20 protein-coding genes are annotated in these 13,187 nt (G+C 59.4%); all 20 read left to right on the plus strand.

The genetic code is table 11. The annotated features are described in order from the left end of the window. Positions 1-31: 31 nt before the first annotated feature. The 20 genes from I6L36_RS06460 (at position 32) to I6L36_RS06555 (ending at position 13,174) form a co-directional block, all read left to right on the plus strand. Positions 32-1,120 (plus strand): hypothetical protein, encoded by a 1,089-nt coding sequence (locus I6L36_RS06460; protein WP_216987083.1) that lies wholly within the window; start codon positions 32-34, stop codon positions 1,118-1,120. A gap of 49 nt (positions 1,121-1,169) precedes the next feature. Beyond that, entirely contained in the window at positions 1,170-2,387 is a 1,218-nt protein-coding gene (locus I6L36_RS06465; RefSeq protein WP_216987159.1) for a hypothetical protein, read from the plus strand. Next, complete coding sequence (locus I6L36_RS06470) at positions 2,384-2,524, plus strand: hypothetical protein (RefSeq protein WP_171269032.1); 141 nt, start codon at positions 2,384-2,386, stop codon at positions 2,522-2,524. The genes I6L36_RS06465 and I6L36_RS06470 overlap by 4 nt, the downstream gene beginning before the upstream one ends. Then, entirely contained in the window at positions 2,524-3,126 is a 603-nt protein-coding gene (locus I6L36_RS06475; protein ID WP_216987084.1) for a phage N-6-adenine-methyltransferase, read from the plus strand. The genes I6L36_RS06470 and I6L36_RS06475 overlap by 1 nt, the downstream gene beginning before the upstream one ends. Positions 3,127-3,185: 59 nt before the next feature. Beyond that, positions 3,186-3,362 (plus strand): hypothetical protein, encoded by a 177-nt coding sequence (locus I6L36_RS06480; RefSeq protein ID WP_182954176.1) that lies wholly within the window; start codon positions 3,186-3,188, stop codon positions 3,360-3,362. Positions 3,363-3,384: 22 nt separating this feature from the next. Next, positions 3,385-4,323 (plus strand): recombination-associated protein RdgC, encoded by a 939-nt coding sequence (gene rdgC, locus I6L36_RS06485; protein WP_216987085.1) that lies wholly within the window; start codon positions 3,385-3,387, stop codon positions 4,321-4,323. Continuing rightward, complete coding sequence (locus I6L36_RS06490) at positions 4,320-4,664, plus strand: hypothetical protein (protein ID WP_216987086.1); 345 nt, start codon at positions 4,320-4,322, stop codon at positions 4,662-4,664. Before rdgC ends, I6L36_RS06490 begins: the two co-directional genes overlap by 4 nt. Continuing rightward, positions 4,661-5,293, plus strand: a complete 633-nt coding sequence (locus tag I6L36_RS06495) for a hypothetical protein (RefSeq protein ID WP_143237265.1) — start codon at positions 4,661-4,663, stop codon at positions 5,291-5,293. The genes I6L36_RS06490 and I6L36_RS06495 overlap by 4 nt, the downstream gene beginning before the upstream one ends. Next, a complete protein-coding gene (locus tag I6L36_RS06500; RefSeq protein ID WP_143237264.1) occupies positions 5,257-5,475 on the plus strand; it encodes a hypothetical protein in 219 nt (72 codons plus the stop codon). The genes I6L36_RS06495 and I6L36_RS06500 overlap by 37 nt, the downstream gene beginning before the upstream one ends. Before the next feature lie 42 nt (positions 5,476-5,517). Next, the gene (locus I6L36_RS06505) at positions 5,518-6,231 is read left to right on the plus strand and encodes a hypothetical protein (RefSeq protein WP_147273891.1); all 714 of its coding nucleotides are present in this window, start codon (positions 5,518-5,520) and stop codon (positions 6,229-6,231) included. A 3-nt stretch (positions 6,232-6,234) separates the two neighbouring features. Then, on the plus strand, positions 6,235-6,546 hold the full coding sequence (locus I6L36_RS06510) for a DUF4406 domain-containing protein (RefSeq protein ID WP_114522617.1): 312 nt from the start codon (positions 6,235-6,237) through the stop codon (positions 6,544-6,546). A gap of 88 nt (positions 6,547-6,634) precedes the next feature. Further along, a complete protein-coding gene (locus I6L36_RS06515; protein ID WP_216987087.1) occupies positions 6,635-6,949 on the plus strand; it encodes a hypothetical protein in 315 nt (104 codons plus the stop codon). A gap of 56 nt (positions 6,950-7,005) precedes the next feature. Further along, positions 7,006-7,443, plus strand: a complete 438-nt coding sequence (locus tag I6L36_RS06520) for a hypothetical protein (RefSeq protein WP_043163220.1) — start codon at positions 7,006-7,008, stop codon at positions 7,441-7,443. Then, complete coding sequence (locus I6L36_RS06525) at positions 7,436-7,633, plus strand: hypothetical protein (protein ID WP_042642185.1); 198 nt, start codon at positions 7,436-7,438, stop codon at positions 7,631-7,633. Before I6L36_RS06520 ends, I6L36_RS06525 begins: the two co-directional genes overlap by 8 nt. Beyond that, positions 7,630-8,775, plus strand: coding sequence for a site-specific integrase (locus I6L36_RS06530; protein ID WP_216987088.1), 1,146 nt, complete (start codon positions 7,630-7,632; stop codon positions 8,773-8,775). Before I6L36_RS06525 ends, I6L36_RS06530 begins: the two co-directional genes overlap by 4 nt. 244 nt (positions 8,776-9,019) lie before the next feature. Further along, the gene (locus I6L36_RS06535) at positions 9,020-10,270 is read left to right on the plus strand and encodes an integrase domain-containing protein (RefSeq protein WP_109112428.1); all 1,251 of its coding nucleotides are present in this window, start codon (positions 9,020-9,022) and stop codon (positions 10,268-10,270) included. 277 nt (positions 10,271-10,547) lie between these two features. Then, on the plus strand, positions 10,548-11,579 hold the full coding sequence (locus I6L36_RS06540) for an IS630-like element ISAhy2 family transposase (RefSeq protein WP_001809438.1): 1,032 nt from the start codon (positions 10,548-10,550) through the stop codon (positions 11,577-11,579). After that, positions 11,560-12,420, plus strand: a complete 861-nt coding sequence (locus tag I6L36_RS06545) for a hypothetical protein (RefSeq protein ID WP_216987089.1) — start codon at positions 11,560-11,562, stop codon at positions 12,418-12,420. The genes I6L36_RS06540 and I6L36_RS06545 overlap by 20 nt, the downstream gene beginning before the upstream one ends. A gap of 107 nt (positions 12,421-12,527) precedes the next feature. Next, positions 12,528-12,749 (plus strand): AlpA family transcriptional regulator, encoded by a 222-nt coding sequence (locus tag I6L36_RS06550; protein ID WP_100860379.1) that lies wholly within the window; start codon positions 12,528-12,530, stop codon positions 12,747-12,749. Positions 12,750-12,760: 11 nt separating this feature from the next. Further along, on the plus strand, positions 12,761-13,174 hold the full coding sequence (locus I6L36_RS06555; protein WP_109112426.1) for a hypothetical protein: 414 nt from the start codon (positions 12,761-12,763) through the stop codon (positions 13,172-13,174). Positions 13,175-13,187 lie beyond the last annotated feature (13 nt).

The raw sequence follows: 13,187 nt of genomic DNA on the forward strand, positions 1-13,187 counted from the left end.
CTGTGGGCCTTTTCAATCCTAAGGACCCGTCATGACCGAACAAGCCAAGACCGACAATACCCAAGCCCAGCTGGTTGTCATCGAACCCACCACCGCCGTCGCCCTGTTCACCGAGGGCCAGGGCGTGGCTGAACTGCTGGCCGATATCCGCCAGAAGGCAACCAGCCTGGTGCCCGACATTACCACCCCCAAGGGGCGCAAGGAGATCGCCAGCGTCGCCCATGCCGTTGCCCGCACCAAGACCTACCTGGACGGACTCGGCAAAGAGCTGACCGACCAGTACAAGGAGATCCCCAAGCGCATCGACGCCAACCGCAAAACCCTGCGCGACACCCTGGACACCTTGAAAGACGAGGTGCGCGCCCCGCTCACCCAGTACGAAGCGGCAGAGGAGGCCCGGGTGGCAGCACTGCAATCCCGACTGGCCCGCCTCAATGAACTGGGATCCTCTGCCAGTATCGAGATCGCCGCCGCCGACCTGCAGGTCATGCTGCAGGAGGTCGAGCAGAACGCCCTGGACGACTCCTGGCAAGAGCTGCTGCCCCAGGCGACCGTCGCCAAGGAGCTCGCAACCAAGCGCCTCGGCGAGGCCCTGGCAGCCCGCCAAAAGTACGAAGCCGAACAGGCAGAGCTGGAACAGCTGCGCCAGAAGCAGGCCGAACAGGATCGCATCGACCGCGAGCGCCTGATAGCCGAGCAGGCGGCGGAGCAAGCCCGCCTTCAGGAAGAGAATCGCCAGCGCCTGGAGCGTGAAGCCGCCCAGCACCGCGAGCAGGAGGCCCAACGCCAAGCCCAGGTCGCCCGTGAACGTGAAGAACAAGCCCGGCGCGATGCCGAAGCCGCCGAGCTGGCCCGCCAGCAGGCCGAAGCCAACGCCGCACGCATGGCAGAGGAGGCTGCTGCCCGCGCCGCAGAGCAAGAGCGTCAGCGCATCGAGCAGGAGCAGGCACGCAAGCAGCAGGAAGACGAGCGTCGCGCCGCCGACATGGAGCACCGCCGCACCGTCAACAACGCCATCCTGATGGACCTGATGGGCCTAGGGATCGATGAGGGGAAAGCCATCAACCTCATCAAGCACATCGCCAGCAACAAGATCGACCATCTGACCATCAACTACTGATCACCCGCCCCGCCGCCAACGGGGCCCTTGCACTCCCAGAGGACCAACCATGACCACGCTGAACCCCAGCGAGGCTACCAGTCTCGCCCTGAACACCCTCACCAGCCAGATCCGCAACATCCTGCTGATGCCGGACGGCCCGGCCAAGGCCGCCATCGGCAGCTTCGAAACCCTGCTCAACGCCAATCTGACCATGATCAGCGAGGCCGCCAACGCCCACATCGACGAGTTCAACACCCTGATCGGCGAGCTGGAAGGCCGGGATGGCGAACTGCTCACCCAGGCAGCTCTGGTCCGCGAGCTGCGCCAGCAGGTTGCCGAAGCCGAGCAGCGCATCGTTGCCGCACGGCAAGAAGGCGCCGCCGAGCTGGAAGCCAAAGCAGGCGAGCTCTACAAGGCGCAGCGCGCCCTGAACGAGATTGAGGCCAAATTCAGCGCCCTGCAATTCACCTCCCGCCAGACCGATCGCCAGCTGGCTGACCTCAACGCCATGGATCCGGCAGGCATGAAACGCCGCATCAAGGAGAAGAACGAGCTGCTGGAGGAGCAGCGCACTGCGATCGCCAAGCACAAGAGCAACGAAGCCTCCTACCGTGCGGAAGTGTTAAAGCTGGGGCGCCGTATCAGTGAGCTGCTGAGCGCCATCAACGAGCAGGATCGCGAGCTGGAGCGCCGTCACACCGTCATCATGGAGCTGGAGAGCGCCCGAGCCGCTAAGCTGATCTGGCACAAACACCTCGGCAAAACCTACAAGGGTGAGGATGGCACGCTCTGGGACGTATACATGGTGGATCATGGCCTGAAATCAAACCTCCCCTACCTCATCAACGACCTCAGCTGGAAGCTGCACGCCATGAAATCCGATGGCTCCGGCTGCTCGGTCATGCTGAGCCAGTGGATGAACCCCATCTACCCGGCGCCCCATGGTTCCGGGGCCCCTGATGCCATGACGCAGGACATCTTCGCCTTCATGCAGGAGGCACTGGAGCAGAGTCACCCCCACCTGCAGCCCCGCACCGAATGGGCCAAGACGGTCAGCATCCATGAATGCGGCCTGCCGCCGCGCACCATCAAGCCGCTGGAAGAGGCCGGGATCGACACCCTCTACAAGGTGATGAGCCACCAGGGGAACAAGCTGGACAAGGTGAAGGGGATCGGCGCGAAGCTGGTAGGCCAGATCGTCTACGCCTGCGAGCTCAAGGTGAAGCTGTGGGAGGAGCAGTTTGCAGCCAGTCGGCAACCGGAACAGCACAAGGAGGCGGCATGAGCCTCTACCGCCACCGCGGCATGGTGCAAGACCGCAAGACGAAACTGCTACTCCAACAACGCCAGCGAAAACGCGACGAGATAGAGCGCCGCCAGCTGGCCAGCCAGCTTGGCATCGACCCCAAGGAGGTGCGCTGATGGCGATCCTGATTGATAGCGGCACCCCGGCCAGCGACAAGAACTTCTGGGCCACCACCTGGGAGTGCTTTGCCGATGCGCAGGCGCTCTACGGACGCAACTTCGAGTGCGATATCGCCGCCGAGCCGCTCACTGCCAAGTGCAGCCACTACTTCACCAGCCACCTGCTGCTGGAAAAGCTGCTGGACTACCGCACCCGTGATGATGTTCGCGCCCAGATACGCGAGGCGGAGCAGGCAGGCACCATCTGTATGGGCATCGACAGCCTCAACCTTGACTGGCCAGAGCACTGGTGGTGTAACCCGCCGTTCGACCTGAAGCCTGAGTTCATCACCCAGGCACGCCAGCAGCAAGCCAATGGCAGGCCCGGGATGATGCTGCTGCCATACGAGCCGCTGACGACGTGGTGGCGCCGCTTGCTGGCCGAGGATGTGATCGTCTACGAGCCGGATGGCCGTTATCAGTTCTACGAGCGAGATGGCGCGACCAGAAAGAGCGGAGCCAACTTCGGTTGCGCCCTGATTGCCTTCCCCACCATGAAGGTTGGTGCATCCCCTCGCATCCCCTTTGTGCGCGGCATTGGCTCTAAGCGCGCGGCCTGATACCCCCAACCAATCCACCGCCCGCCACACAGAAACGAGTGGATAACTCGAGGACCCCCATGAAAGCCACGGAAAACCCCTACTGCGGTGCAGTAGTCATCGGGTTGGGCGTCGTCATGCCCGATCCCAAGCAGCCAGGCAAGTTCGTTCTGCCAGGCGGCATCACCTGCGACAGGCAAACCGCCGAGGCCGCAGCCAAGAAGATCCACGACCTGCTGGCAAAAGCCCGCACCTAACCAACCAAAAGGATCCCTGACCATGAATCACTCCGTACTCAAATCTGCCAGTGTCTACAGCGCCAAGCTCCCCGCCATCAACGCCATGCGCGAACACCTGGCCGAGCTTGCCTTCACCCCGCTCACTGAAAACCAGCTCAGCTGCGCCGGGTTCGAGAACAATCAGGTGACCGGCGAGCTGGTTACCAACCTGCCAGGCGTTGGCTTCTCATTCGTTGTGCGCCAAGACAACAAGCTCATCCCGACCAAGATCGTCAACCGCAAGCTTAAAGAGCGTGTTGATGCGCTGGTCACCTCCGGTCTGCGTGAGAAGGTTACCCGCAAAGAGAAACTGGCCATGAAGGACCAATTGATTGTTGAGATGGCCGCCACGGCTGAATATGAAACCACGCTCACTCACGCCTTGTACGACCAGAGCAACGAGTTGCTGTACCTCAACACCACCACCAAGCGCCCGCTCAAGGTGGTCATGCACCTGCTGGTGAAGTGCATGGGCTCCCTCAAGACCCAGACCATCCACATCGACGACATCAAGATGGGGATCAGCAACCGCCTGAAAGACTACCTGACCGATAGTGCAGAGCGCCCGGAAGCGCTCGGCCCCTTCTCCCCGCTCCAGTTCGTCAAGCTCAAGTCTGCCGACACCGCGCAAGAGATGGTGACCTTCAAGGGCATGGATCTCAACGGGGATCGCGCATCCGATGTGGTTTCTCTGCTGGAAGCTGGCTACCTGGTGGAAGAGCTGGATCTGTGGCACGAACCCATCAGCTTCAAGCTGAACAGTGACTTCAGCCTGCGAGCCATCGCCATGCCGGATTACGACTCGGACGATGACGCCGATGACTACGCCCACCACTGGCGCCAGTGCAACGCTGCAAACCTCATCCTGCTGTCGAAGGCCATCACCGACCTCTGCACCATGATGGACTACCAAGCCCCGGCAGAGGAGAAGGCGGCATGACCGACATCACCATTACCGACACCAAAGAGGTCTGGGTGGTTTACACCAACACCGACCTCACCGAGGGGCGTGGGCATCAGTACCCGATCCACGTCTGCGGATCAGCATCCACCGCCGCACGCATGGCGACACGCAAGGGCGTCCAGGGGAGCGACGCCAACGTCAGCAAGGAGATCGCCGTGAAGGTGCGCGGCAGTTGGCTGGCGCCGGTGAGCATCATCGAGCCCAACGACGCAGATCGCCGCGCTGACGCGCTCAACGCCGAGCGCCTGCGGGTGATGGACAAGGCCCGGGCCGCTGGCCTGACGGACGACGAAATCAGAATTCTGGGGGATGTATGAGCGAACAGCAGCGCATAACAGATCTGCTGCGAGATCTACACGAATACATCGGTGCCTCGATACCGCAGACCATTTCCGAACACTACCTGGGTTGCGACCTGCTTGATCGCATCGATGCCGCGTTGGCTGGCACCCCACAAGCGCAACCAGATGCCGACTGGACCGAGGCCACTACCACCCCGAACGAGCAGGACTACCGTGAGCTGCAGGCCCAGCACGACCAAGTGCAGAGCCGTATGAAGGCGGCGCTTGATTTCGTACGGGATTCTGAACCGGTACTTAGGGAGGCCATGGATGCGTTCAACTGGGAGTGCGGCGGTGTCGGCGAAGATGAAGCGCGAGCTTTGCATAATCGCATAGACGCGCTACTGGCTGACCAGCTGCCATCCCCTACCGTGACAATTACTGAAACCATCCGCACCGCGCCGGAGCGCATCTGGCTGCAGGTTGGCGACCAGAGCCACTACCACAGCGAGCCATTCCCGAGCGATACCAGCGAGGTGAGTTGGTGCGCTGATTCCGTGACTGGCTGCGAGGTGCCGTATGTGCGGGCGGATCTCGCCGCGCCTGCGGTGTTACAAGGAGGTGAGCCGTGCGCTACCGAGCCCCCATCATTCAGCCCGGCCTGACCCGCACCGAAGCCGAAGAGACCCGCGCCAGATACCTCCGCATCAACCCCGGCGCCCGGGTCACCATCGACAGCCAACCCGATAACCCCCAGCTCAAGACCCTGATAGCCCACCTCCCAGTCCTGCCGTTCAGGCAAGTCATGGATCCCGGCTTTATCGGGTACCGGGGCTGGCGAGCATAACCAGAGCCCCGGCCAGTCCGGGGCTTCCTTTTGGAGATCCCCATGAATATTGACTTGGAAATACTGCTGGAGCTGGCCAAATCCTCAACGCCTGGGCCTTGGGCGGTATCCGCTGAAACCCCGCAATTCGGAGACTGGAGCGTCAGGCAGGATCCTGCTGACTGGAATGGCAGTGGCTACCAGCTGATCTGTTCTCTTCCGTCTGCTAAAAAAGGCGGGCACTACGGTGAGATGTTCCGCGCCAACGCCCACTTCATCGCCGCCGCCAACCCCGCCACGGTCACCGAGCTGGTGAACATGGTCAAGGCATCCACCACTGCCTGCATTGCCGACGTGCAGGCCGAGCCAGAATTCCCGGGAGAGGTCCCGCCCGAGTTGATGGCGCACATCCGCCAGTGCATCGAAACCAAGGACGAGCAGAGCCTGTTCCAGATGATGCGCATGGCCGTGTCCATCACCAAGAAGGGCATTCAGGAGCGCATCGCCGCCCGCACCGGGATCGCCATTGAGGGCATCTTTGGCCGCGTGGTGCGCGACCAGTGCAGCTGTGGCGAGCCCATCAGTGTCGAACTGGACTGCCCGCGCCGCACTATCCGGACCGACAAGAAGCGCCCCTTCTATCCAGATGAGGGTTTGCCGGATGGGCTGGATCCGCAGAACTACAGCGAGCACGGCTCCAGCGTGTTCCGCTGCCGCAAATGTGGCGAGCCAGTAGGTGAGACGGTGCCAGCGGCCAAGTATGGGGAGGCAAAGTAATTCATGGCGAAAATCTACATAGCCGGGCCTATGTCAGGCCTGCCCAACTTCAACCGCGACGCCTTCAATGCCGAGGCGCACCGCCTGCTTGGCCTGGGCCATGTGGCCCTAAACCCGGCGATCCTGCCGGATGGGCTGGAGCAACACGAATACATGGCCATCTGCATCGAGATGGTTAAGATGGCAGATCAGCTGGTCATGCTGCCTGGCTGGGAGCGCAGCGCCGGCGCCAGAGCAGAGCACGCCCTGGCCATCAAGCTCGGCAAGGCCATAATCCTCCCCGTGCCGCACTTGGCTGACGAGGTGGCGGCATGACCAGACAGCGGGCCGCCGGGCTCGCCATCCTGGCCATTAACATTCTGGCCGTCATTGTGGCGGCCGCACTGATTGGAAGGTGGTAGGCATGAGCGGAAAAGAATATCCACTCGACGTTTACGACGTCAGTTGTGATAGGCAGCGCATTTTCATGTCTCGCGGCCATCACGACATCCATGAGTTTATGAGGGCTGTGCGGGCTGAGGGATATGACTGCTTCCTCTGCGTTCCAGAGTATCGCTGGGTTAAGGTTGTTCCAGACTCGACAGGTGAGCACAGCCACATCTTCGCCTTCGTCAAAGAAGGCACTCGTGGCGCCTTCCCGGCAACCTACTCATGGGAGGCGCACAAAGACGAAACCTACGAGGCAAAACACCCGGCTACATCATCTGTCGCTGATTAACGGCCCTTCCTTCAATCCACCCAGCGCCCCATCCTCTGGGACAGGAGGGCCACGCCATGCAGCAACTTCAACTGACCATCGACCAGGACAGCCAGCTTCTCAACGAGCTGGTCAGCGCCGTGCGCTCCCCCACCCTTTCCCGATCGGCCAAGCTCGCCGAGATCGGCCGCATCCTGGCGCACTTCGACCTGCCTATCGAAGCGCCCCGGGTTGCCGGCCAGCTCTGGAGCGCCACCGAGCTGGGCAAGGAGCTGGGGGTCAGCGCCCAGGCCATTGGCCGGCTGGCCAACCAGCACCAACTCAAACGCCCGGCGTTCGGGGAGTACCGCCTTGACCAGGCGGTCAGCAGCAGGAAGCAGGTGGAATGCTTCCTCTACAACCGAGCGGGCCGGGATGAAATCACCAGACTGACGAGGACCAACAACCATGGGAACAGCAGCAGACCCGGCGCAAACCCACATTCAGGGCCAGCTCATCATAATGAGAATGCCTGACGCCATCCCGCTCAGCACCTACCTGAGCACTATCGAGCTCACCGACCGGGACACCATCAACAAGCGGATCCAGCGCGGTATCTGGCAACTGGGGGTGCACATCGTCAACGTGGACGGGGTGAAGGAACGTTGGGTCAACATCGCGGAGGTAACCAAGTGGGCAATGAAAAACAGCTCCCACGCGGCGTGACAGTCCGCGGGGAGACAATCAACATCACATTCACGTTCAAGGGGGTTCGCTGTCGCGAGCCCCTGTCCAACTTGCCGAACACCACCGCCAACGTGCGTTACGCCTCCCGCTTGCTCGGGGAGATACAAGGCAAGATTGAGCGTGGCCAGTTCGCCTACGCCGACTACTTCCCGAAGTCCAAGAAGCTGCGGATGTTCGGTGGTGCCTCGATCGCCGCCAAGGTGGCCGATTACCTGGACGAGTACCTACAGCGATGTGAGCGCCGGGGGCTGAGCCCATCCACAATGGTTGGGTACCGCAAATGCCACAAGGCGCTGGCCGACCTGCACGGGATCACCGTCTCGGAGCTGACCCCCGCCCAGGTGAAAAACTGGCTGATCCGGGGGGGCACTACCGCCAAGACAGCGCGCAACCGGCTGTCGTTCCTGCGCAGCGCAATCGACGAGGCTGTCACGGATGGTTTGCTCGCATCAAACCCTGTTTCGCTGGTGACCGTTTCCCGATATTTGGACGGGAGTTCAGTTCCCGAACAGGGAGCCAAGGACGTGGACCCCTTCACCCCGGAGGAAGTGTCCGCCATCATCTCAACAGCCCACGGCATCAATGAGCAGTGGGCCAACCTGTTCTCCTTCGCTTTCGCAACCGGGATGCGGCCGTCTGAGCTGTGCGCCCTGCGCTGGGAGGAGATCGACTGGGTCGGTAACACCGTGCAGGTGTCGCGCGCCAAAGTGGTCGGGGTCATCAAGACCACCAAGACCCGGGCCGGAACTCGCACCATCGAGCTGACCGGCGAGGCGCTGGCGGCGCTGACCAGCCAGAAGCGCTTCACCTTCATGCGGGGGGAGTATGTTTTTGACGACCCCAAGCTCAACCAGCCCTGGGCCGGGGCCGACGCCATCAGGAAGAAAGCCTGGCTCTACACCCTCAAGCGGTCCGGCGTTCGCTACCGCCACCTCTACCAAACCCGCCACACCTTCGCCACCGCCAACATCAGCCGCGGTTGCAACCTGTTTTGGCTCTCCACCCAGATGGGACACAAGGGGCCAGAAATGCTGTTTCGGCACTACGGATCCTACCTTGCCGAGTACGACGGCCAGACAGCAAAAGCGCCAATCCTGATCCAAAATCCAACCGGAAAATAAAAAAGCCTTATAGTTCAATTGGTAAAGCTGCACAGTCCGGGGGTTCAAATCCCCCCAGCTCCACCAAACAATGTTCCGGCCGGGAACGAAGAAGTACAAAAACCCGCAAGATTCAACGTCTTGCGGGTTTTTTGTTGTCCGCAGTAGTCCGAGCAAGTCGCCTAAATCCAGTCATAAGAGTAACATCTACGGTCACATTGGTTTTGTAACACCGGTTTTGGTGTTACTACTGGGGGGATGTGCCGTGAGTAAAGACAAGCTGACCGACTCAAAGCTGAGAACCGCCAAGCCTGAAGCCAAGGAATACAGCTTGGGTGACGGTGACGGGCTTTACCTAAGGGTTAAGCCGAATGGTGCGAGGCTCTGGGTGTTCAACTACTACAGGCCGAGCGACAAGAAGCGCGCCAATATCAGTTTTGGCCCCTACCCTGATGTTACTCTTGCCGCAGCTCGAGAACGGCGGCGAGAGGCTCGTGCCCTATTGGCTCAAGCAATTGACCCCAAACGCCATAAAGAAGAGCAGAACGCCATCGTTCAGGCTCAGCAAGAGGCCTGCTCCAACACGTTCGAACGAATGGCTGCCAAGTGGCTGGAACTGAAACGGCACGACGTAAGCGAAGCCTATGCCGCCGATTCGTGGCGCTCCCTTGAGCTGTATGTGCTGCCTTTCATCGGCTCCATGCCCATCGACCAGATACGCGCCCCCCTAGTGATCGAACTACTGCGCCCTATTGAGGCTGATGGCAAGCTGGAGACAGTGCGCCGGCTGTGTCAGCGGATAAACGAGATCCTCGACTACACCGTTAACCACGGCCTGCTTGATTCAAACCCCTGCTCCGCCATTCGCAAAGTGTTCAAGAAGCCCGCCAAGAAGCATATGCCTACGCTCAAGCCGGAGGAGTTACCACTGCTGATGTCCGACATTGCCAACGGTAGGCTAGATCACACTACCCGCTGTCAGATTGAATGGAGCCTGCACACCCTGGTTCGCCCTGGTGAGTCAGCGGGCACCCGCTGGGATGAGATAGACATGGAGGCCAAGGTTTGGAACATCCCCGCTGACCGGATGAAGATGGAGCGCCCCCACCGGGTTCCGCTGACCCCACAAGCGTTGGCCCTGCTGGAGCGGATGAAGCCGATCAGCGGCCACCGCCCCTTCGTGTTCCCTGGCTACCGTGATCCGCTCGGCCACATCAACGACCAGAGCGCGAATGCGGCCCTTAAGCGGCTGGGCTACGGCGGACGACTGGTGGCCCACGGATTGCGCTCGCTCGGCAGTACCACCCTCAACGAACAAGGGTTCAATCCTGATGCCATTGAAGCGGCGCTGTCTCACGCCGACGATAACGAGATCCGCCGTGCCTATAACCGCAGCGACTACTACGAGCAGCGGGTGATCATGATGAGCTGGTGGAGCAACCACATAGAGCAGGCCAGCCAGGGAAACCTTTCTCTGGCTAGCGGCTTTAAAGCATTGAAGGTGGTGGGAGAATAACCCCAGCCTAACGACTTGCCGGGCCTATCTCGACGGAGAGAAAAGCGGGATACCTTGCCCGGCTGACCCGGCTCCCATTCAAGGAAGCGTTAAGGTGACGCAACAATGAGTAAAAACACCCCATTACTACCGCTGGAATACTGCCGGATTGACCGAGCCGCGCGGTTACTAAATAGCTGTTCCGAATAGTAGATCACCGGAGGAAGGGAACTCAGTCCAGTTTGTGCGATCTGATTAGTCGCTAAACAAAACAAGCCACACCCAAAGGACTGAGTTGATGCCTATCCTACCACCTCTGCCACGACCACAACGGCGCCGCATTCACAAAATCATCCATGCCACCCGTGATAAAGGACATGCTCGTCGCTTGATGGCCATCTTGCTGTTACATGAAGGACGCACGATCACCGATGTTCATCACCTTACCGGCGCTGCGCGCTCGACCATCGGTCGTTGGCTTCGGTGGTATCGAGATGAAGGCATAGATGCGCTAGAAGCCTTACCGGCTGGCCGTGCCCCAGTCTTACCTATCGCCAAGATTGTCACCCTACTGGTGCTGCTCATGCAGTTTTCTCCGCAAGATTTTGGTTATCAGCGCAGCCGTTGGTGTACTGAACTATTGGCTATAAAAATCAATCGGTTAACAGGGCTCAATGTGGCAGCCTCCACGCTCCGCCGATGGTTACCTCGTATGGGCATTGTCTGGCGCAGGCCCGTGCCGACCTTGCGGATAAAAGACCCAGCCTATCAGGAAAAAATGGCGAATATCGACGCCGCGCTGGCCCGCTGTGATGCCGATAATCCGGTGTTTTATGAGGATGAAGTCGATATAGACCTCAATCCCAAATTAGGAGCCGACTGGATGTTCAGAGCGCAGCAAAAGCGGGTTGTCACACCGGGGCAGAATGCCAAGCATTATCTGGCAGGCGTTCTCCACGCAGGCAACGGAAGGGTACTTTACGTCAGCGGGATCAAGAAAAACTCATCGCTGTTTATTGCCATGCTGGAAAAGCTGCGCCACCACTACCGACGAGCCAAAACCATCACGTTGATCCTCGATAACTACATCATTCACAAAAGCAAACAGACCGAGCGATGGTTGAAGAAGAATCCCAAGTTCTGCCTGGTGTTCCAGCCAGTTTACAGCCCTTGGGTTAATCACATAGAACGGCTATGGCACAAGTTACATGAAACCATCACGCGCAATCATCAATGCAGAGGGATGGCAAACCTGCTGGCCCGAGTGAAACACTTCATGGATACCGTGTCTCCTTTCCCGGGGAATGGCTATGGCACAGCGAAGGTGTAGCACTATTGGGATCAGTTATTTAGAGTGCGAAGTTGAGGACATTCTTCATTGGTGCGCGCTTGGAGCGATAGAAGGAGCAATCTGGCTATCTGCCGCACCTGCTCATGTTCTTTTCGTCAGAGACGGTAAGCTTGTTGAAGATGAAGATCCATATCTGGACCTTTTATATTCACTCCCCAGCCATGACGACAATGATCTCACCCCGCCGCCGCCTGTAGTGATTGGTTGTAATGCAACGCTCACCATACCTATTGCTCATGTAAAGCTCGCTCAACGATTGGGTATCTTTAAGCTCATAACAGCGACAGCCAGTGGCCTTTGGTCATTAGATAAGACTTTATTCGAAGGTATGTTGCTTGAACGCGAGACATTTTTAAGCGACTGGAGTCTTTTGCCCGCTGGATTTTATTACGGGCTCGACCGCAACTATGAATGTATCCTTCTTGAGCCGAGTGAAGATGAATCGCCCATAGATGCCAACCAGATATGGCTTATTAAGCGAGACCTGGAGCTGCTGAAAAAGCATATTGAATCAGGCGATCCAATCCCCAAAGAAGCATTTTTGAAGGCCCAACGGGCAAGCCGCAAAGCACCGCCCCCACATCCAATCGCTGAGCACCATGCAGCTAACAGAGAGCGCGTGCTGGCCGCTGCAATCCGCGCAAAGTTCAATCCCGCCTGGCAGAATGATCCCGACGATACTGCCGTGGATTGGGCAACCAAGGTCATAGACCACGAGCACGCTCTATTCGATGGCAAGAGATGCCCACTGGCACTCGGCACCGTTGAGAGGCTGCTTAGCACTGCCATGACGACTGGCAGGCCCTACAGGGTTAAATAACCACTGTCGGGTAGCCTTACTCCACGTAGCGTTAGGGTTACTCGACATCGAATTTCCTTCGTCTTGTGTTTCCATTGCCCCGTCAACAACGACCGAGGCAAACCAATATGGAACAACATTTTTCCTCCTCAACCCCCGCACTGCGCTTTATTCGAGTGCGGGAGGCGATCAAGAAAACCGGCCTGAGCAAGTCCAGTATTTACGACCTGATGGCCCAGGGCCAATTCCCACAAACCATACGTCTGGGTGGGCGCTCAGTGGCATTCGTCGAGGCAGAAGTTGATGCCTGGATGGCGGAGCGTATCGCAGCTCGCAACGTGGCAGCATAGGGGGGGTGGGTATGCAAAAAGAAAAAGGCCGCACCGCGAACGGCACGACCCAGCTTGAGCAGGGTCAGCATATCACCAAGTACGAATTGGTCGCCACCCACCTGCTGGAGCAGGGAGTCCAGGGCGTCAGCGCCTTGTCTGGCCTGGCTGGGCTCCATGACCTCAACTTGCGCAACAGCATTGGCCTGCTCCGTCGAAACCATGGGGTAGCTATCACAGATGCTTTTTTTGAGCACCAGCATAGCGGTGGTGGGACCACTCGCTTCAAGCGCTATTGGCTGGCCGACCGTGAGCAAGCCCATAAGCTGGTGGCTCTGATCAACCACTGGCGACACCAGCGCCAGGCTGCCCCACTGGCAGATGACTACGCCGCCATTCTGTGCGCTCGCACGCCGGCAGTCACTCCCCTCCCTCCCGCCGCCTAACCCCGAGGTATGC

The sequence above is a fragment of the Aeromonas sp. FDAARGOS 1406 genome (assembly GCF_019048565.1).
Lineage (GTDB): Bacteria > Pseudomonadota > Gammaproteobacteria > Enterobacterales > Aeromonadaceae > Aeromonas > Aeromonas caviae.

What these genes read in the sequence shown, in the direction of transcription:
- I6L36_RS06460 (WP_216987083.1), top strand. Translation starts at nt 32, where the DNA reads ATGACCGAACAAGCCAAGACCGACAATACCCAAGCCCAGCTGGTTGTC.
- I6L36_RS06465 (WP_216987159.1), top strand. Translation starts at nt 1,170, where the DNA reads ATGACCACGCTGAACCCCAGCGAGGCTACCAGTCTCGCCCTGAACACC.
- I6L36_RS06470 (WP_171269032.1), top strand. Translation starts at nt 2,384, where the DNA reads ATGAGCCTCTACCGCCACCGCGGCATGGTGCAAGACCGCAAGACGAAA.
- I6L36_RS06475 (WP_216987084.1), top strand. Translation starts at nt 2,524, where the DNA reads ATGGCGATCCTGATTGATAGCGGCACCCCGGCCAGCGACAAGAACTTC.
- I6L36_RS06480 (WP_182954176.1), top strand. Translation starts at nt 3,186, where the DNA reads ATGAAAGCCACGGAAAACCCCTACTGCGGTGCAGTAGTCATCGGGTTG.
- rdgC (WP_216987085.1), top strand. Translation starts at nt 3,385, where the DNA reads ATGAATCACTCCGTACTCAAATCTGCCAGTGTCTACAGCGCCAAGCTC.
- I6L36_RS06490 (WP_216987086.1), top strand. Translation starts at nt 4,320, where the DNA reads ATGACCGACATCACCATTACCGACACCAAAGAGGTCTGGGTGGTTTAC.
- I6L36_RS06495 (WP_143237265.1), top strand. Translation starts at nt 4,661, where the DNA reads ATGAGCGAACAGCAGCGCATAACAGATCTGCTGCGAGATCTACACGAA.
- I6L36_RS06505 (WP_147273891.1), top strand. Translation starts at nt 5,518, where the DNA reads ATGAATATTGACTTGGAAATACTGCTGGAGCTGGCCAAATCCTCAACG.
- I6L36_RS06510 (WP_114522617.1), top strand. Translation starts at nt 6,235, where the DNA reads ATGGCGAAAATCTACATAGCCGGGCCTATGTCAGGCCTGCCCAACTTC.
- I6L36_RS06515 (WP_216987087.1), top strand. Translation starts at nt 6,635, where the DNA reads ATGAGCGGAAAAGAATATCCACTCGACGTTTACGACGTCAGTTGTGAT.
- I6L36_RS06520 (WP_043163220.1), top strand. Translation starts at nt 7,006, where the DNA reads ATGCAGCAACTTCAACTGACCATCGACCAGGACAGCCAGCTTCTCAAC.
- I6L36_RS06525 (WP_042642185.1), top strand. Translation starts at nt 7,436, where the DNA reads ATGCCTGACGCCATCCCGCTCAGCACCTACCTGAGCACTATCGAGCTC.
- I6L36_RS06540 (WP_001809438.1), top strand. Translation starts at nt 10,548, where the DNA reads ATGCCTATCCTACCACCTCTGCCACGACCACAACGGCGCCGCATTCAC.
- I6L36_RS06545 (WP_216987089.1), top strand. Translation starts at nt 11,560, where the DNA reads ATGGCACAGCGAAGGTGTAGCACTATTGGGATCAGTTATTTAGAGTGC.
- I6L36_RS06550 (WP_100860379.1), top strand. Translation starts at nt 12,528, where the DNA reads ATGGAACAACATTTTTCCTCCTCAACCCCCGCACTGCGCTTTATTCGA.
- I6L36_RS06555 (WP_109112426.1), top strand. Translation starts at nt 12,761, where the DNA reads ATGCAAAAAGAAAAAGGCCGCACCGCGAACGGCACGACCCAGCTTGAG.